Annotated in this window: 15 protein-coding genes, 5 tRNA genes, 1 riboswitch and 1 other annotated feature; of the genes, 14 read left to right on the top strand and 6 right to left on the bottom strand. The window is 42.0% G+C overall.

The features are described 5' to 3' along the window. Positions 1-15 precede the first annotated feature (15 nt). From EP1_RS07480 to EP1_RS07445, 8 genes are all read left to right on the top strand, one after another. Positions 16-91, top strand: a tRNA-Asp gene (locus EP1_RS07480). A gap of 1 nt (position 92) precedes the next feature. Then, positions 93-163: transfer RNA gene (locus EP1_RS07475), tRNA-Gly, on the top strand. 14 nt (positions 164-177) lie between these two features. Further along, positions 178-251: transfer RNA gene (locus EP1_RS07470), tRNA-Ile, on the top strand. 20 nt (positions 252-271) lie between these two features. Further along, a tRNA-Ser gene (locus tag EP1_RS07465) sits at positions 272-359 on the top strand. A gap of 15 nt (positions 360-374) precedes the next feature. Next, positions 375-446: transfer RNA gene (locus EP1_RS07460), tRNA-Glu, on the top strand. 113 nt (positions 447-559) lie between these two features. Further along, a riboswitch (SMK box riboswitch) is annotated at positions 560-643 on the top strand. Further along, positions 641-1,831: a methionine adenosyltransferase gene (metK, locus tag EP1_RS07455; protein ID WP_067625953.1), complete on the top strand. Its 1,191-nt coding sequence runs from the start codon at positions 641-643 to the stop codon at positions 1,829-1,831. It overlaps the preceding riboswitch by 3 nt. A 125-nt stretch (positions 1,832-1,956) precedes the next feature. After that, on the top strand, positions 1,957-3,432 hold the full coding sequence (locus tag EP1_RS07450) for an MDR family MFS transporter (RefSeq protein WP_067625950.1): 1,476 nt from the start codon (positions 1,957-1,959) through the stop codon (positions 3,430-3,432). 26 nt (positions 3,433-3,458) lie between these two features. Further along, positions 3,459-4,247, top strand: coding sequence for an alpha/beta hydrolase (locus EP1_RS07445; RefSeq protein ID WP_067625947.1), 789 nt, complete (start codon positions 3,459-3,461; stop codon positions 4,245-4,247). A gap of 15 nt (positions 4,248-4,262) precedes the next feature. Here EP1_RS07445 and mnmM read toward each other — a convergent pair whose 3' ends face one another. From mnmM to EP1_RS07430, 3 genes are read right to left on the bottom strand one after another with little or no spacing between them, the layout of a single operon-like run. After that, the gene (gene mnmM, locus EP1_RS07440) at positions 4,263-4,820 is read right to left on the bottom strand and encodes a tRNA 5-(aminomethyl)-2-thiouridylate-methyltransferase MnmM (RefSeq protein ID WP_067625944.1); all 558 of its coding nucleotides are present in this window, start codon (positions 4,818-4,820) and stop codon (positions 4,263-4,265) included. After that, complete coding sequence (mnmL, locus tag EP1_RS07435; protein ID WP_067625941.1) at positions 4,795-5,775, bottom strand: tRNA modification radical SAM protein MnmL/YtqA; 981 nt, start codon at positions 5,773-5,775, stop codon at positions 4,795-4,797. The genes mnmM and mnmL overlap by 26 nt, the downstream gene beginning before the upstream one ends. Further along, on the bottom strand, positions 5,776-6,432 hold the full coding sequence (locus EP1_RS07430; RefSeq protein ID WP_067625938.1) for a phosphatase PAP2 family protein: 657 nt from the start codon (positions 6,430-6,432) through the stop codon (positions 5,776-5,778). Between the two features lie 136 nt (positions 6,433-6,568). Then, positions 6,569-6,760 (top strand) — a binding site (T-box leader). 126 nt (positions 6,761-6,886) lie between these two features. On the opposite strand from EP1_RS07430, the gene leuS reads away from it, so the two are divergent. Together leuS and EP1_RS07420 are read left to right on the top strand one after the other, a co-directional pair. Next, positions 6,887-9,400 (top strand): leucine--tRNA ligase, encoded by a 2,514-nt coding sequence (leuS, locus tag EP1_RS07425; RefSeq protein ID WP_067625934.1) that lies wholly within the window; start codon positions 6,887-6,889, stop codon positions 9,398-9,400. A 131-nt stretch (positions 9,401-9,531) separates the two neighbouring features. Continuing rightward, positions 9,532-10,431 carry a nitronate monooxygenase gene (locus EP1_RS07420; RefSeq protein WP_067625930.1) on the top strand — a complete coding sequence of 300 codons (900 nt, stop codon included), beginning with the start codon at positions 9,532-9,534 and terminating at the stop codon, positions 10,429-10,431. 13 nt (positions 10,432-10,444) lie between these two features. On the opposite strand, the gene EP1_RS07415 is transcribed toward EP1_RS07420, so the two are convergent. Next, complete coding sequence (locus EP1_RS07415; RefSeq protein ID WP_067625927.1) at positions 10,445-11,941, bottom strand: UDP-N-acetylmuramoyl-L-alanyl-D-glutamate--L-lysine ligase; 1,497 nt, start codon at positions 11,939-11,941, stop codon at positions 10,445-10,447. 128 nt (positions 11,942-12,069) lie between these two features. On the opposite strand from EP1_RS07415, the gene EP1_RS07410 reads away from it, so the two are divergent. Both EP1_RS07410 and apf read left to right on the top strand, forming a co-directional pair. Then, positions 12,070-13,707 (top strand): putative polysaccharide biosynthesis protein, encoded by a 1,638-nt coding sequence (locus EP1_RS07410; protein ID WP_067625923.1) that lies wholly within the window; start codon positions 12,070-12,072, stop codon positions 13,705-13,707. Positions 13,708-14,163: 456 nt separating this feature from the next. Continuing rightward, the gene (gene apf / locus EP1_RS07405) at positions 14,164-14,769 is read left to right on the top strand and encodes an aggregation-promoting factor (RefSeq protein WP_067625920.1); all 606 of its coding nucleotides are present in this window, start codon (positions 14,164-14,166) and stop codon (positions 14,767-14,769) included. A 108-nt stretch (positions 14,770-14,877) separates the two neighbouring features. On the opposite strand, the gene EP1_RS07400 is transcribed toward apf, so the two are convergent. After that, on the bottom strand, positions 14,878-15,729 hold the full coding sequence (locus EP1_RS07400) for an RluA family pseudouridine synthase (protein WP_067625916.1): 852 nt from the start codon (positions 15,727-15,729) through the stop codon (positions 14,878-14,880). Between the two features lie 211 nt (positions 15,730-15,940). Between EP1_RS07400 and EP1_RS07395 the strand changes: the two genes are divergently transcribed. Beyond that, complete coding sequence (locus EP1_RS07395; protein WP_067625913.1) at positions 15,941-18,142, top strand: PBP1A family penicillin-binding protein; 2,202 nt, start codon at positions 15,941-15,943, stop codon at positions 18,140-18,142. Positions 18,143-18,210: 68 nt separating this feature from the next. Continuing rightward, the gene (locus tag EP1_RS07390) at positions 18,211-18,552 is read left to right on the top strand and encodes a YlbF/YmcA family competence regulator (RefSeq protein ID WP_067625908.1); all 342 of its coding nucleotides are present in this window, start codon (positions 18,211-18,213) and stop codon (positions 18,550-18,552) included. A 150-nt stretch (positions 18,553-18,702) separates the two neighbouring features. On the opposite strand, the gene EP1_RS07385 is transcribed toward EP1_RS07390, so the two are convergent. Next, on the bottom strand, positions 18,703-18,885 hold the full coding sequence (locus EP1_RS07385) for a hypothetical protein (protein ID WP_067625904.1): 183 nt from the start codon (positions 18,883-18,885) through the stop codon (positions 18,703-18,705). Positions 18,886-19,028 lie beyond the last annotated feature (143 nt).

The raw sequence follows: 19,028 nt of genomic DNA, 5'->3' as shown, positions 1-19,028 counted from the left end.
GAAAACTAAACGCATGGTTCCGTGGTGTAGGGGTTAACATGCCTGCCTGTCACGCAGGAGATCGCGGGTTCAAATCCCGTCGGGACCGCCATGCGGGTGTAGTTTAGTGGTAAAACCACAGCCTTCCAAGCTGTTGTCGCGAGTTCGATTCTCGTCACCCGCTTTAGTTTTTAAGAAGGGCCTATAGCTCAGCTGGTTAGAGCGCACGCCTGATAAGCGTGAGGTCGATGGTTCGAGTCCATTTAGGCCCATTAAAATCTTTTTGGTTTTTGGGGAAGTACTCAAGTGGCTGAAGAGGCGCCCCTGCTAAGGGTGTAGGTCGGGAAACCGGCGCGAGGGTTCAAATCCCTCCTTCTCCGTTTTTTTATTGTTATGGCCCGTTGGTCAAGCGGTTAAGACACCGCCCTTTCACGGCGGTAACACGGGTTCGAGTCCCGTACGGGTCATGCTGAGACGTTTAAAGACGTCTCTTTTTTTTGTATTCTAAAGGGAAATTTTTATAAATTTTCGGTATTATGACTTTTTTTTCGTGACAGTTGCCGTTTTTCTGTTATAATCGAGTCGTTGCAAGTTCCCGATAGGCTCTGGCAAAGTTCAGAGATTCCTTGTAACCGAATAAAAATTAGGGGGAATATTTATAATGGAAGAACGTCGTTTATTTACATCTGAGTCTGTTTCAGAAGGACATCCGGATAAGGTAGCAGATCAAATCAGTGATGCAATCTTGGATGCAATTTTAGAAAAGGATCCAAAGGCCCGCGTTGCATGTGAAACTTCTGTAACGACCGGACTTGTTTTAGTTTTTGGTGAGATTTCGACTTCAGCGTATGTTGATATTCAAAAAGTTGTTCGTGAAACGATCAAACGGATTGGCTACACAGAGTCTCGCTTTGGTTTTGATGGAGACAATGTGGCTGTATTAGTAGCAATCGATGAACAATCACCAGATATCGCTCAAGGGGTGGATGATGCTTTAGAAACTCGTGGTAAAGATGAATTATTAGATGATATCGGTGCGGGGGACCAAGGCTTGATGTTTGGTTTTGCTGTGAATGAAACACCTGAACTGATGCCTTTACCAATTTCTTTAAGTCACCATTTAGTAAAACGCTTGGCCGATTTACGTAAATCAGGTGAAGTAGCTTATTTCGGACCAGACGCGAAGTCCCAAGTAACGGTTGAATATGATGAAAATGGTAAACCACTGCGCGTGGATACTGTTGTTATCAGTACTCAGCACAATGATGCCGTAGATAATGAAACCATTCAAAAAGACGTGATGGAAAAAGTTATCAAACATGAGATTCCTGCCGAATTATTGGATGAAAAAACAAAATATTTTATCAATCCGACAGGCCGTTTTGTTATTGGTGGTCCTCAAGGGGATGCCGGCTTAACCGGACGTAAGATTATCGTTGATACGTACGGTGGGTATTCACGTCATGGTGGTGGTGCCTTTTCTGGAAAAGACGCAACCAAAGTTGACCGTTCGGCTTCTTATGCGGCGCGTTACATTGCGAAAAATATTGTTGCTGCTGGATTAGCTGAAAAAGTAGAAGTTCAACTGGCTTATGCCATTGGTGTGGCTCAACCGGTTTCTATTTCAGTCAATACATTTGGCACGGCAAAAGTTTCTGAAAACGCATTGATCGGGGCAATCCGTGAGAACTTTGATCTGCGTCCAGCAGGAATTATTGAAATGCTTGATCTATTACGCCCAATTTACAGTGATACAGCCGCCTATGGTCATTTTGGCCGGACAGATGTTGATCTTCCTTGGGAACATTTAGATAAAGTCGATGGACTGAAAAAAAGTTTAGATATAGTATAAATCGTACAGACATAAATTTTTATGGAGTTCACGAGGCGGTTTCGATTGGTCGTAGGATCAATGGAACCGTCTCTTTTTTATTTACTAAATAAATTTATAATGGTTAACGAGATTTGGAGGGAAATATGGAAAGAAAAACAAATGTTAAAGTTGTGACGGTGGGGATTTTTATTGCCACATTTATGTCAGCAATCGAAGGAACAATCGTAACGACAGCGATGCCGACGATTGTCGGGACGTTGCATGGACTTGAAATCATGAATTGGGTTTTTTCGATTTATTTGTTGACCAATGCAATGATTACACCAATTTACGGTAAGTTGGCTGATAAGATCGGACGCAAACCGATTTTTATTGTTGGAATTTTATTATTCGTTTTTGGTTCAGCATTATGTGGGATGTCTAATGAGATGCTGACCTTGATCATCGCTCGAGGAATTCAGGGGATCGGTGGTGGTGCGATCATGCCAGTTTCATTGACAATCATTGCGGATCTTTATGATATTGAGCAGCGAGCCAAAGTATTGGGGCTAACGAGTGCGGCTTGGGGCATTGCCAGTGTCTTTGGTCCCTTGGCTGGTGGGCTGATCGTGGATACAATCGGCTGGCACTGGATCTTCTTTATCAATGTTCCAATTGGTTTAGGGTTGATTGGTTTGTTGCAATATTTCTTTATTGAAGAGAAAAAAATCCGACAATCTAAGAAAATGGATCTTTTTGGGAGTTTATTTTTGATTTTGACGTTAGTGAGTTTATTATTGGGCTTTCAATTATTAGGTGATAACGGTATTTCACTGGCAGTTTTAGGTTTGTTTGTGTTGAGTAGCCTATCCTTATTTCTTTTTATTCGAACGGAAAAACGCGCGGAAGACCCAGTAATCAATCTGAATTTATTCAACAATCATATTTTCACTAGTGTCAATATCGTAGCAGCTTTGATTAGTGGCTTCTTAATGGGACTAGATGTGTATATCCCCATGTGGATGCAAGGTGTTTTAGGCAAGCATGCGGGACTTGGTGGATTAGCTTTAGCACCAATGTCAATTGTTTGGATGTATGGTTCTTTTTTATCAGGCCAGTTATTGCGCAAGCATGCCGCTAAACGGATCATTTTGATTGGACTAAGTATTATTTTACTAGGTGGTGGTATATTATTAGCACTCCCACAACAGAGTCCTTTTTGGCTATTTTTCTTTATTACTGGTATTTTAGGCATTGGATACGGCTTAGCTGTGACTACAACGACAGTCGAAGCTCAAGCTAGTGTGCCCAAGGAAGAAATCGGTGTGGCGACCTCATTCAATACTTTATCGCGGACGATTGGACAGACGGTGATGGTTTCAATCTTTGGAATTATTTTGAATATTGCTAACAGCCGCCAATTAGTGGAAGCAGGAGTTCTCGAACACGACATCATGAATCGCTTGATCAATCCCCATACGGCCTTACAGATCGAAACTACGCTGCGGACCGAACTACGGACGATTTTATTTAATAGCTTACATTGGGTTTATTTGGCCGGGTTGGTGTTGATTATTTTAGCTTTGTTCTTTACTTTAATGGTTGGCAAACACCCTAGACGTGTTAAACTAAACAAATAGTAAAAGAATGGGAGGAATCTGGCTGAATGGCTTTTTTACAAGTAAATGTTTATTCGAATGTTTTACAAATGGAAGTGGCCCTGAATGTAATCTTGCCGCAGACTACTCGTAAAACGATTGGTACGGAAACGGCAGGGGTGACCGAGGATGTGCCGGTTTTATATTTGCTGCATGGTATGGGTGGAAATCATAGCGTTTGGGAACGTCGGACCTCGATTGAACGCTATGTGGCAGAATATCAATTGGCGGTGGTGATGCCGTCAACAGATTTAGGTTTTTATACCGATACGACCTATGATATGAAGTATTGGACGTTTGTGGCAGAGGAATTACCGATAATTGTTCACGAGCTTTTTCCACAAATCACTCAGCAGCGTGAGAAGACATTTGCTGCGGGATTATCAATGGGCGGCTATGGTGCATTGAAATTGGGCTTAGCCAAGCCAGAAAATTTTGCAGCGGTGGCCTCTTTATCGGGCGCAGTGGTGCTAGCAGATATTGAAAGCCTGCTCTTAGTTCGAAATGAAGCTTATTGGACGGGGATTTTTGGGCCGTTGGAGCAAATTCAAGGTTCTGCAAATGATCCGCTTTATTTATTGGATCAATTGGTGGCTAGTGGCAAAAAGGCGCCACGTTTTTTCTTAGCCTGCGGGACTGAAGATGAGCTTTATCCAGCAAGCCAATATATGGCTCGTAAGATGTCAGAAAAGAATTTGGCTGTCACATTCGAAGAGGGGCCAGGAAAACACGATTGGAACTTCTGGGACAACTGGATTCAACGCGTCTTGGAATGGTTTAATGAAAAAAATGACTGATCGAAAATTGATCAGTCATTTTTTTTCTACGCATAATAAAATCGGGGGATTATTTTTTTGATTGATGAATTGGTAATTTAAGACACTGAATTGCTCTTGTGGTAAGGCTTGGCAATAGTCTAGAACCTGATTCTTTTCAGCTTCGCCACCAGGATGGCCATAGTAAATAACGACGATCATACGGCCACCAGTTGTTAAGCGTTTTAAAATAGCTGCCATCGCCTGTTTAGTAGTTTCGGGTAACGTGATGATTTCTTTATCGCTTTTAGGAAGATAGCCTAAGTTAAAGATTGCAGCTTTGATGGGCTGCTCCACTGCAATTTTTTCTGTAATCGTCTCGTGACCGGCAAGATAAAGCGTTGTGCGTGCTGCCAGTGAACCTAATTTTTCACGAGTATTTTCCAGCGCTTGTGCTTGGATATCAAAAGCATAGACATGACCGGTGTTGCCGACACGTTCAGCAAGAAAGAACGTATCGTTGCCATTTCCCATGGTTGCATCAATGACCTGGTCTCCTTCAGCAACTATTTCTTGTAGCAATTGATGACTAAAGTGCAGAGCGGTTAGTAGCATGGACAAATCCCTTTCTTACTGTAAATTTTCCTTGATAGGAGTCTCGCTTAAGCATTTCTTGGTCAATCGCATTTAAAACTTCCCATTTTTTTAGGCTCCACATCGGCCCCACCAAAGAGTCCCACGGGGCGTCTCCCGTTAAGCGATGAATAATAATCTCTTGGGGAATCAGCTCCAACTGGTCGCAGATGACTGAGACATAATCCGCTTTACTCATCAATTGTAGGCGACCTTCTGCATAATCCCGCAACATTTTTGTATTCCGCATCAAGTGCATCAGATGGAGCTTGATCCCTTGGATATCAGAATCTAGGATTGTTCGCCGGACATTTTCCCGCATCATTTCTAAAGATTCTCCGGGTAAACCATTGATTAGATGGGTACAGACCTTGATATCATGTTTGCGCAACCGAGCGACGGCATCGACATAAGTCGGATAATCATGGGCTCGGTTAATTAAATCACTGGTATGTTCGTAAGTTGTTTGCAAGCCAAGTTCCACCCATAAATACAACCGTTGGTTTAATTCGGCTAAATACTCAACCACTTCTGGGGGGAGGCAGTCAGGGCGTGTTCCCACTGATAAACCGACGACCCCGGGGAGGTTAACAACTTGCTCGAAACGCTCGCGAATGACCTCAACTGGGGCGTGGGTATTGGTAAAGTTTTGAAAATAGACGATATATTGTTCAACGTGGGGCCATTTTTGATGCATTAGATCAATTTCTTTATGGAATTGCTGCGGCAGTGGATCACTGGGAGCGACGATCATATCGCCAGAACCAGAAACACTGCAAAAGGTGCAGCCACCGTGGGCCACTGTACCGTCACGATTGGGACAATCAAATCCACCATCAACAGGAACTTTAAAGATCTTGCCACCAAATTCTTGTCGCAATGCGTAATTCCATGAATGATAGCGTTTGGTTGGGTCATCACTATATTGAAAAGTCATTTATCTTCTCCTAATTGCTTTTAGATCGTAAGCTAATTTTTTCTGTGTGTAATATGGATAGCTAAAGAATAGCCAGCTGCTACCAAAGAGCACGCCACCTAAAACATCGCTAGGGTAATGGACGCCGAGATAGATTCGGCTAATGACGATGCTGAAAATCAACAGACCAACGATAATTTGAGCGATCAGACGGGGGGTTTTATCTTTAAAGAAGAGCCCCATCACAAAGATCAAGGTACCGAACAATAAGGTGCTGGCTGTTGCGTGACCACTGGGGAAACTAAAACTATGTTCTGTCACCATGTGTGGCAAAATTGTCGGTCGGGACCGTTGGAAAAAGATTTTTAATAGATGGTTGCCGGCTCCGCTGACTAGGACCATACTGATCGCCAGCCAAAGGGCCGTAACCTTTTGTTTATTAAAATAGAACAAACCGACGAAAACGAGGGTTAATAAGACGACGGTAATGGGATTGGCGAATTTCGTCACCCAGAGAAAATAGCCGTTCATTTGAGGATAAAGGTGATGCACTCCCTGAATGATCCGGCGATCGAAGCCGACGAGTGTTTCTGGATAAAAGCGGACGATGTAGCACAAAGCAGCAAAAAACAATAACGTAAAACTGCCAATTAATTGGTAGAGTGATTTATTTTTCATATAATGTTCTGATTCATCCTTTCTAAACAGAAGTATTATATCATGTTTTAAATCGGGCACAATTTTTTCCTGCGTTTCTTAAAGGGAATTCAATTGAATTCTATTTTGTAATCTGCTAAGATTAACTTACTTTAATATGATTGCTGGGAAGAGGAGTAGTAGAAACGAACGCATTTCAGAGAGCGCGCGGAGCTGAGAGCGGGCATGCGAGACCTTCGAACTTACCTTTGAGCATGATCGCTAGATCCGGTTAGAGACCGTTATTTCGTATGAGGTCTGTCTTTAGACAGATAAAAATAGGTGGTACCACGTGAATAACGTCCTATGAAAGTTTTTTTGAGAACTTTTGTAGGGCTTTTTATTTTTAAATAAATCCCTCGTTATTCGTTCTAAACTAGACTTTTAGTCTGTTGAAAGAAACAAAATAAGTTTATCTAAAAGTAGGAGGAGCAACATGAGTTACGATCACAAAGCGATTGAGAAGAAATGGCAAAAATATTGGGCAAAACACAATGTTTTCAATACCCAAGATGATCCTGAAAAACCTAAGTTTTATGCATTGGATATGTTCCCTTATCCCTCTGGACAAGGATTACATGTCGGACATCCAGAAGGGTATACAGCGACTGACGTGATCTCACGGATGAAGCGGGCGCAAGGCTATAGCGTATTACATCCAATGGGCTGGGATGCTTTTGGCTTACCAGCGGAACAATACGCACTGGATACAGGAAATGATCCAGCTGAATTCACAAAAAAAAATATTGAAACCTTCAAACGTCAAATTAATTCACTGGGCTTTAGTTATGACTGGAATCGGGAATTAAATACAACGGATCCAGAATATTACAAATGGACCCAATGGATCTTTGAACAAATGTATGAAAAAGGTTTGGCCTATGAAGCAGAAGTTGCTGTGAACTGGGTACCTGAATTAGGGACCGTTATTTCCAATGAAGAGGTCATTGATGGCAAGAGTGAGCGGGGTGGTTACGATGTCATTCGTAAACCAATGCGTCAATGGATGCTGAAAATCACGGCTTATGCGGATCGCTTATTAGATGATCTAGAAGAACTTGACTGGCCGGAAAGTATCAAAGAGATGCAACGTAATTGGATCGGCCGTTCGATTGGGGCGAATGTCAGCTTCAAGATTGAAAACAGCGAAGAGACCTTCACCGTCTTTACAACACGTCCAGATACATTGTTTGGTGCAACTTATGCTGTTTTGGCACCAGAATTAGAATTGGTCCAAAAAATTACGACACCGGAACAAAAAGCAGCAGTCGAGGCTTACATCGAAGAAGCATCCAAAAAATCAGATTTGAAGCGAACAGATCTAGCAAAAGAAAAAACAGGGGTCTTCACTGGGGCCTATGCCATCAATCCAGTCAACGGTGAAAAAATGCCGATCTGGATCGGTGATTACGTACTAGCTTCTTACGGAACTGGTGCCATCATGGCTGTGCCAGCACATGACGAACGTGACTATGAATTCGCCAAAACATTTGGCTTGTCGATTGTGCCTGTTTTAGAAGGCGGTGACGTAGACAAAGAAGCCTTCACTGGTGATGGTCTACACATCAATTCTGAATTCTTAGATGGCTTGAATAAACAAGAGGCCATCGATCAAATGGTTGCATGGTTAGAAGAGCACGATTGCGGGAAGAAAGAAATCAGCTATCGTTTACGCGATTGGTTATTCTCACGTCAACGTTATTGGGGCGAACCAATCCCGGTTATTCATTGGGAAGATGGAACGACTGGTCTAGTTCCTGATTACGAATTGCCGTTAGAATTACCGAAAACAACCGACATTAAACCAAGCGGGACTGGCGAATCACCATTAGCTAATATTGAAGAGTGGGTCAATGTGGTCGATCCGGTCACTGGTAAAAAAGGCCGTCGTGAAACCAATACGATGCCACAATGGGCCGGTAGTTCATGGTACTACTTACGTTTTATCGATCCCCATAACAAAGAAGCCTTGGCCGATTATGATAAATTGAAGCGCTGGCTACCGGTAGATCTTTACATTGGTGGAGCAGAACATGCAGTGCTGCATTTACTATACGTTCGTTTCTGGCATAAATTCTTGTATGATATTGGTGTCGTACCAACTAACGAACCGTTCCAAAAACTTTATAACCAAGGCATGATTTTAGGTCAAAGTTTCCGGGACAACCGTGGGGCTTTAGTACCAACGAATATGGTTGAAAAACGCGATGGTAAATGGTTCAGTATTGAGACTGGTGAAGAACTGGAAGAAGCACCAGCTAAAATGAGTAAATCACTGAAAAATGTCGTAAATCCTGACGATGTGGTTGAACAATATGGTGCAGATACTTTGAGGATGTATGAAATGTTCATGGGGCCATTAGATGCTTCGATTGCTTGGAGTGAAAATGGATTAGAAGGTTCTCGAAAATTCTTGGAACGCGTTTGGCGCTTAATCGTTGACGAAGATGGCAAGATGCGGGACCATATCACGACACTAAATGATGGCTCATTGACGAAAGTTTACAATCAAACCGTTAAAAAAGTCACCGAGGATATGGAAAATCTTCACTTGAATACTGCAATCTCTCAATTGATGGTCTTCGTGAACGATGCATACAAAGCGGAAGCCTTGACGTATGAATATGTGGAAGGTTTCGTCCAATTGTTAGCACCACTAGCTCCTCATATTGCCGAAGAATTGTGGGCGATCTTAGGCCATGAAGGCGGGATTTCTCATGTAGCGTGGCCAACTTATGACGAGGATGCGTTAGTGGAAAATGAGATTGAAGTGATCTTGCAAGTCAATGGCAAAGTCCGTTCGAAAGTCATGGTCGCAGTTGACCTAGGCAAAGATGAATTGGAAAAACTAGCGCTAGCTGATGAACATATCCAACGAAATATCGAAGGGAAAACCGTTCGGAAAGTGATCGTTGTACCAAACAAATTAGTAAATATTGTGGCTAATTAATGGCCAATGGTTTTTTAGAACTCCGCAGATTTTGCGGAGTTTTTTTTTATCCAAAACGACAGTCAGAAAAAAATAAGACGAGGACTCCTCCAAATATGCTAAGATGAAACAAAAAGAAACGAGGAGAACTTATGGGAAGATTGACTGAAATGTTGGGCATTCAATATCCAATATTACAAGGTGCAATGGCCCGGATTGCTCGTTATCCGTTAGCCAGCGCCGTATCAGAAGCTGGCGGATTGGGAATTATTGCAGCTGGTGGGTTAAGTGCAGCAGAATTACAGGAACAAATTCGAGCGACTAAGCAACGGACAAGCAAACCTTTTGGCGTGAATTTAATGCTACAAATGCCGAATATCTCAGAACAAGTGAACGTGTTGATTCGCGAGGGCGTAAAGATCGTCACAACGGGCGCGGGGACGCCCCAGCCGTATCTGAAACAGTTGAAAGCAGCCGGTGTTAAAGTTTTTCCGGTAGTTCCCTCCGTAAAAACAGCGAAAAAGATGGAGGAGCTGGGTGTTGACGGAGTGATCGCTGAAGGTCTGGAAGCCGGAGGACATATTGGAACAGTGACGACGATGGCTTTGGTTCCGCAAGTTGCACAGGCAGTAACGATTCCAGTCATCGCAGCTGGGGGCATCGGTGATGGTCGAGGGATGGCCGCGGCGTTTGCCTTAGGTGCTTGTGGAGTTCAAATGGGGACTGTTTTTTTAACGGCAGTAGAATGTCCGATTCATGAAAATTATCAACAAGCTATTCTACAAGCGGATGACACAGCGACAACCGTTCTGCAAAAAACGCATGGTGGATCCCTGCGGGGATTGCAAAACCAACTGACGCTAAAGAATCCAGCTGAGGCATTTTCACTAGCGGCCTTAGAACGAGCAGCAGACAGTGGGGATATTCAAGGTGGTATCGTAATGGCGGGACAAATCGCCGGTTTATTCCAACAAGTGAAACCAGTGGAGACATTAATTACAGAAATTTACACAGAAGCACTGGAAGTTGCTCAAAAAATAAAAATAGACTAACGGGATACCCCCGTTAGTCTTTAATAAATACTTCCGCTAAATGATAATCGCCTTCATAAGGGAGATTTTCACCCTTCACCGTCATGTATTTATCAGTCCCCTTACCAGCTAAAATGATGGCATCATTGGGACCGGCTTGTTGAATCGCTTGTTGAATTGCTTTTTTACGATCAGCTTCAAAATGAACTTGAACGTGGTCATTTTTGATTGCTTGACTAATTTCGTCAGCGATTTTTTGCGGATCTTCAAAGTTAGGATCGTCGATAGTCAGCACTGCGACATCCGCATATTCGCCAATCGCTTGACCTAAGCCTTCGCGGCGGGACTCGGCTTTGTTGCCGGTAGAGCCGGTAATGACCAAAATTTTGCCAACTGGGTGCTGTTCTTTGGCAAAAGCCAATAATGATTTCATGCTCAAGTAATTATGGGCGTAATCTACATAGATATGGGCACCATTAGGTTTTAGTAACAGGTTCATCCGTCCAGGAACTAGTGCCTCAGCTAAGCCTTGTCGTCCGGCGTTTTGGTCGGCTCCGACTAGTGCGCTAGCTAAGAGCGCCGCCGCAGCATTTTCTTTGTTGAAGTCACCGGCTAATAAAATTTGATAGTCGCCGTTTAAGTTCAAGCGGTCCTGTGTTCCAGCCAAGGCAAAGGCTAAAGGATGTTCTAAAGGTTGGACCTGATAATCGGCAGCTTGATTTCCATAGGTGATCATCGGAATATTTTGTTTTTCGGCCAATTCGTGCAATAGATCAAAATGATCAATCTCATGCTGCAAAATGATTTGTCGCGAATGGGTCACTAATTGACGCTTACAATAGAAGTAATCTTCAAAAGTCGGATGTTCGATCGGTCCGATATGGTCAGGTGAAATATTTAGAAAAATACCCACATCGAAGATCAAACCATAGACCCGCGCTACTTTATAAGCTTGGGAAGAAACTTCCATCACTAAATGGGTCATCCCATTATCCACAGCTTCTGCCATCATCCGATACAAGTCAAGGGATTCCGGCGTCGTCAGTTTTGATTTAAAAAAGGTGACACCGTCTAAAGTGGTATTTAAGGTCGAGAAAAGTGCGGTTTTTTTATTCGTCGAGATATCTAAGATTTGTTTTGTAAAATAAGCAACCGTCGTCTTGCCTTTCGTTCCGGTGATGCCAATCAGCTTCAATTTTTCTTGCGGGTAATCATAGAAAGCCATGCTTAAAACGGCGAGCGCTTTGCGAATGTCTGTTACGATAATCGCTAACTCTGCTGAAACTTCATAGGGTTGCTCAGCGATGTAACAAGTTAAGCCGTCTGCTAGCGCTTGTTCTAAAAAGCGTTGTTGGAAATTGTTGCCTTTACAGAAAAAAAGTGTATCAGCATCAACCTCGCGTGAATCATAAGAAATTTTGCTAAATGTTTTGTCAAAAGGAGCGTTTAGCGTCCAATTATTAGGTGTGATGAATTCCCGTAAAAGATCTTCTTTTTCAAGAATCTGTTGAACTTGGGTAAGTGTCAGCATATCGAGACCTCCAATATATAGTCTAGGCTATTATAGCATAGCTCAGAAATAGAAAAAGGAAAGAGTGATTGTCAGGAGCTGCTTTTAGCTTTACTATATAGAAAGGAGTATTTTTGAAGGAGGAGACCATGAAAAAGATACAACCCAGTGATCTGACTTATCAGGAAAAAATGATTCAAGGGTCTGCTTGGCTATCTGTGGGAAATATTTTTTCCAGATTGCTTGGCGCCATTTATATTATTCCTTGGTATGCTTGGATGGGGGAAAATGCCCGTGCGGCGAACGGTTTATTTAATATGGGTTATACTTTTTACGCCTTGTTCATGATGATCTCCACCGCAGGACTGCCAGGAGCAATTGCCAAACAAATCGCTCGCTATAATTCGCTGGGGGAGTATCAAACGAGCCGCCGCTTATTTATCAGAGCGTTACAGGCGACGGCAGTCTTAGGGATCTTCTTCGGCGGATTAATGTTTTGGTCAGCACCATTCTTAGCCGCTTTATCAGGCGGTGGCCGCGCATTGATCCCAGTGATCCAAGCGTTAAGTATTGCAGTGATTGCCTTTCCTTGTATGAGTGTTCTGCGAGGCTACTTTCAAGGTCAGCAAGATATGCGACCTTCAGCCATTTCACAAGTAGTTGAACAAGCATTACGGGTTTTGTATATGCTGTTAAGTGTTTTTATCATCATGAAAGTGATGCATGGCGATTATTTGAATGCGGTGATTCAATCGACCTTCGCCGCGACAATCGGAATGATCGGTTCCTATGCTGTTTTGTTGTTTTACTGGTTTAAAGATCGCAAAGCCAGCGATTTGCAAGTTTCGCGCAGTTTAAATAAAGTGACGATCGATCCCCAAAAATTATTACTAGAAACTATTCGACAAGCGATCCCATTCATTTTATTAGGTTCCGGGATTACCTTTTACAAATTAATCGATCAACTGACGTTTATCCATACGATGAGCGCCCACACTAATTTTAGTCATGAACAATTAGTTGATCTCTATGCTCTATTCAGTGCTAATCCCGATAAGTTAACGATGGTAGTCGTTGCTTTGGGAACATCATTGGCCTTAACGAGCTTGCCGATGTTAACGGAACTATTTACCCAACAGAGACGAGTCGAACTGGCCAAACTGGTGAATACCAATATTCAGCTGTTCACTTTTATTATGTTGCCGGCGGTTACAGGGATGGTTCTCCTCGCCTACCCGTTGAATACCCTTTTCTATTCAGCCGATATTTTGGGTAGCCGGGTTTTAGTCGCTGCTTGTTGGACGGGATTAGTGGCTGCCTTATTTATGATGCTATCCACTACGCTGCAAGGAATTTCCCATAGCCGGATCGCTGTGAGGTATTGGTTAGCTGGCTTATTATTAAAGGCCTTGATTCAAGTTCCGCTGATTGAATTGTTGCAAGTCTACGGTCCATTAGTAGCAACGTTCATTGGCTTGAGCCTAACCTGTGGTTTGTGTCTATGGAAGCTGCGGCGGGTGGTTCCCACAAATTATCAGCTCGTTTTTCGCCGCTGTGTCTTGATTTTGCTGTTAACACTAATTATGCTGATAGTTGCACTGCTTACCCGTCAGTTGAGCTATCTGGTATTTGATCGCAACACGTGTTTTCAGGCATTCATCATCTGCTTATTGACCGCAGGAGTTGGCGGGTTTAATTATTTCTATTTAGCGTTAAAGATTCGCTTAGTCGATAAACTCGTTGGACCGCAGGCCAAAAAATGGCGGCGATTTTTACGAATAAAATAAGCAAGGTTTGCTCTTTCGGTAGGGCAACCTTTTTTGTATTTTCAAATAGTTACAGGTATACCCAGGACTTATTCGTTTTTATCTAATGGATCGCTAGTAAAAACTAATTAATTCATTTTCAATAAAAAATATTCGCAAAATAATTCAAAAAGAACAAAAAGAAAAGAAGCTTTTTCTTTACAAAAAGATTTCAATATTTCTGAAATTAATTTTTGTAACACAAGAAAAAAACAGTAATATTGATTGAAAGCCTTATAATTCAAGGATTTGTGGTCGTGTTCCCCCAAATGCTATATTTCAAAGTGACACACAAGGAAGTCTTTTGTTACATTGTTTTATGTTTTTGTAATGAATTGTCATAATAATTTTACCCATGAAATACAAAAGGATGATAAAGTAACTCTCGTAGTCATGAAGACAGTAAAAAGACATAGACAATTCGGAGGAAGTTACATAATGAAATTAGGGAAAACAATTCTTTTTAGTACAGTATTAGCAGCAGGTGCAGGTTTAGCGATGGGAGCTACGGATGCCCATGCATCAGAAACATACACCGTTGAAGCTGGAGATACTCTATCAAAAATCTCTCACAAGTTTGCTGGTAATGATAGTTTAGTTAGCGCAATTGCAAAAGCAAATAAAATCAACAATGTAAACATGATCTTTGCAGGTCAAGAATTAACCATTGATGGCGCTGAAAAAGCGGACAAAACACCTGTTAAAGAAGCAGCTCCAGTTGCTCAAGCAGCAGTTCAAGAAACAGCAACACCAGTTCAAGAAGCAGCACCAGTTCAACAAACTGCTCCAGTTCAAGAAGCAGCTCCTGCAACAACAGCAGCGACAACTTCTTCAGCTAAAGAATGGATTGCTCAACGTGAATCAGGCGGTTCTTATTCAGCTACGAATGGTCAGTATATCGGTCGTTACCAATTATCTGCTTCATACTTAAATGGTGACTACTCTGAAGCCAACCAAGAACGTGTAGCAGATCAATATGTAACTTCTCGTTATGGTTCATGGGAAGGCGCACAATCTTTCTGGCAAGCAAACGGCTGGTACTAAGATTTAGCATACTTATTCAGAGAGGATCAGAAATTGATTCCTCTCTTTTTTTGTTTTACAAAAAACCAGCGAAAACAGATAACAGCTCTGTTTTCGCTGGTTTTTTAATTACCAAAGTCCCGGCAATGCCTGGACGCTAATTGCTTGATTGGTAAAGGGATGTTGTAAATGTAATTCAAATGCATGGAGCATTAAACGCCCCTGCGGATTTTTACTATATAAAGGGTCACCAACTAGCGGGTGTCCGATACTGGCTAAATGCACGCGGATTTGATGGGTTCGTCCAGTTTCCAGCTGGCAATAAATCGCCGTTTGCTGATGCAATCGCTGAGCGATTTCTACATGGGTTAACGCGGCTTTCCCACCTTTAGGATCAATCCGGCGCTTTCTGCGGTCGTGGCGATCACGACCGATTTTTTTATTGATGGTCAGATCTTGTTTGATTGTCCCTTGGACGATTGCTTGATAACGGCGATAAATTTTTTTCTGTTCCAGCAAGCGTCCTAAAATCGGTAAGACAAAAGGGTTTTTGGCAAAGAGAATGGCTCCGCTAGTTTCTTTATCTAAACGATGAACCACATGAGGCTGTGCCTTTGGGGCTAGATAAGCGGCTAAATGATTTAATAGAGTATCTCGTTCTTCTGGCTGATTCGGGTGCGTCTTCATGCCGACAGGTTTATTAACGATGATCAAATGTTCATCTTCATAAAGAACCTTGATTTTTTGTTTATCACCTAATAGAATCTTTCGCTCAGGATAATCACTGGCCTCGAGTATAATCGTGATACTATCGCCAGGATAAACCATTTCTTGAAAATGGCGGGCTTCACCGCTAACTAAAATACCTTTGCGGATACGAATAAAATGGCGGACTTTTCGCGGAACCAGCCATTCTTTTTCTAGTAAATCTTTGACGGTCATCTCAGCAGTTTGGTCTGGTAAAGTCATGGTAAATTTCATTAAGTTACTCCTTGTAGATATATTTAATCTTAGAAAGGCCTCATCGGGCTTATTGTATCACTTTTAACGGATATTTAAGAAAAAAATCAGCTTTTCCTTGAGAACCCATGCTAGAATACTTCCAAGTGTGTATCAGTCTCAAGACCCAAGCATTGAATCGTTGCTTTGTGATACACTGAGTCTGAATTTTGGATAGAATGGAGATCAAAAAATGGATTTTCAGGAAATTTGGCGTAAATTTAAAAGTGGCGCGAAAGTTTTTGGGCAACAGCTTAAAAGCGGTACGAAGACTTTTTGGCAATGGATCAAGCCTCATTTACTTCGTTTTCACCACTGGCGCAAACGTATTTGGAAAAAATATCATATCAATAAAATCTTGCTTTTATTAACCCTTGTGGGTGTTTTGGTCATGAGTGTCTACTTATTTTTCTTAGCAAAGTCGGTTAATGTGGAAACCTTGCAATCTAGCTTAAAACAATCGACGGTCATCTATGATGAAAAGAACGAACAAGCGGGGTCACTTTATGGACAAAAAGGAACCTATGTGGAAAGCGATCAAATTTCGCCGTATTTAAAAGATGCGGTAGTTTCAACAGAAGATCGCAATTTCTATCAGCACCACGGCTTCGACATCAAAGGAATCGCTCGGGCAGCTTTAGGCTTAGTGACTTCTGGTCATATTACCGGTGGCGGAAGTACCTTGACTCAGCAGTTAGCCAAAAATGCCTACTTGAGTCTCGATCAAACATTGGAACGAAAAGCCAAGGAAATATTCATGGCAATCGAAATTGAAAAGAAGTACGACAAAGATCAGATCTTAACGATGTATTTGAACAATTCCTACTTTGGTAACGGGGTATGGGGCGTGCAAGATGCTTCACGAAAATACTTTGGTGTTGATGCCAATCAGTTAACGATCGGGGAAGCAGCCACGATTATCGGAATGCTGAAGGGGCCAAGTATCTACAACCCGATCGACAACTTAGAAAATGCCGTCAACCGTCGAAACACCGTGCTTTCAGTCATGGTGGAAAATGGTAAGCTGACAAAAGAACAAGAAAATCAAGAAGCAGCGGTGGATCTCGGCAGCGAGTTAAATGACACGTATTCTTCAGCCGATGCTGGTTATCGTTACCCTTCTTATTTTGATGCAGTCATTGATGAAGCCGTCGGACGTTACGGCATGTCGGAAAAGGATTTATTGAATAAAGGTTACAAAATCTATACCTCTTTAGATCAAGAGTATCAAAAACAGATGGAAGCCGTTTATCAAAATAATGCCAACTTCCCAGCTGATGCTGCTGATGGCGCAATGCCTCAGTCCGCATCTGTTGCGATGGATCCGAAAACGGGTGGCGTGCAAGCGTTGGTCGGTCGGCGCGGGGAGCATATTTTCCGCAGTTACAACTTTGCGACACAAATGCAGCGTTCCCCAGGTTCGACTATGAAACCTTTAAGTGTCTATGCACCGGCATTAGAAGCAGGCTATAAACCGGATAGCATCCTAAAAGATGAGCCTCAGTCTTATTATAAGGCCAAAAATTATGACGGTACTTTCCAAGGTGAAGTACCGATGTATCAAGCGGTCGCGCAAAGTTTGAACTTGCCGGCAGTCTGGTTGCTGCATGAAATTGGACTAAATAAAGGCTACAGTAAAGCGGAAGAATTTGGGATTCCATTGAGTAAATCCGATAAGTATTACGGTTTAGCATTAGGCGGTTTGGAAAAAGGGACTTCACCGATGCAGATGGCGGCAGCTTATGGCGCCTTTGCTAATGAAGGAAAAGTTTATGAACCGCATTTGATCACAAAGATTATCGATTCAACGGGCGCCGTGATCGAAGACAACAGCTCACCTAGATACGAACAAGTTGTTTCTAAAGAAGTTGCCAATGAAATGACCAGCATGCTTTTAGGGACCTTCTCAAATGGAACAGCCGCTCAAGCAGCACCAGCCGGCTTTACGGTAGCTGGTAAAACCGGAACGACCGAAACCAATTTTGATGCCAACAAGGTCAATGACCAATGGATTATCGGTTATACACCGAATGTTGTGATTTCAACGTGGTTAGGTTTTGAAAAAGTCAGTGAAACGCACTATCTGAGTGGAACGAGCGGTTCAGAAGTCGGTCAAGTTTTTAAAGCCGAAGCAGAATCAATCTTACCTTACGCGGGCCAGTACTCTTTTGAAGTAGCAGATGCCTATGCTACTGGTGGACAGGTGGTAGCGGCAGATCAAATCAATCAAGGTGCTGAAGACTCAGATGCAAGTAAATGGCGAGAAGAATTAAAAGATATTGGTGGTAAAGCAAGTGAAGGAGCAGCCAACTTTTTTGAAAAAGCCAAAGAAGGCGCCAATAAATTAAAAGAAAAAGGCCAAGAATTGTGGCAGCAATACCAACAAGGAAATTAGGGTGTGAACCCGTTTCCATTCGTGGTACAATAGAATGGTAACTTTTATAGAAAATGAGGGAATAAAAAATGGCAAATATTTATGATTCAGCGAACGGATTAGAACGCGAAATCCGCGAATTACCAGAATTTAAAGCTTTGGAAGAAGCTTTTGCAGAACTAAAGAAAAATGATTCTGCTTATGCAGCGTTTAAAGACTTCCAAGCTTTCCAACAAAGCTTGCAAGAAAAACAAATGCGTGGCGAAGACTTCAGTGATGAAGATGCTGAAAAAGCTCAAGCATTGGCAGAAAAAGTTCAACAAGAAGAATTGATCAATGAATTAATGGTAAAAGAACAAGCGTTTAGCGTGATCGTTAACGACTTGAACCGGATTATCATGACTCCAATTAGTGAATTATACGAAGGTTAATTAGCAACAATAGAGGTTGTGACAGAAGTTGCGACTGGAATACTGTTAGATAAAATAAGTGGGTATGACAAGCTTTTTGTCACACCCACTTATTTTTGTCTGTATTGTTTGAACAGCGCGGCTACTTTTGAACCGCATTGCTATTTTTTGTTAAAATAAATTTTTAAATTGATCGATCAAACCATCGAATTTTTCCGATTTAAGTAAGACCTTGGCTTTATCGTAATACTCCCCTAGTTCCTCTTTGTGGTCTTCGATAAATTCTTTGGCCTTATCAATATTTCCTTCATTCAATAATTCTTTGGCTTTTTTGATTAGTTCATCATTGTTCATTTATTGATTCCTCCTTCAGTTAAGTTTATTTTAGAGGATTTTGTTATAAATATCGAGGATTTACCTTTCTAAAATGTTAATTTGAATACGAACAAACTTTCGTTTTTTATGGTAAAATAAACGGGATAAGTTTCATTTTTAGT

Source organism: Enterococcus pseudoavium NBRC 100491 (assembly GCF_001544295.1).
GTDB lineage: Bacteria > Bacillota > Bacilli > Lactobacillales > Enterococcaceae > Enterococcus_A > Enterococcus_A pseudoavium.
This window is presented reverse-complemented; position numbering and strand designations above follow the sequence as displayed.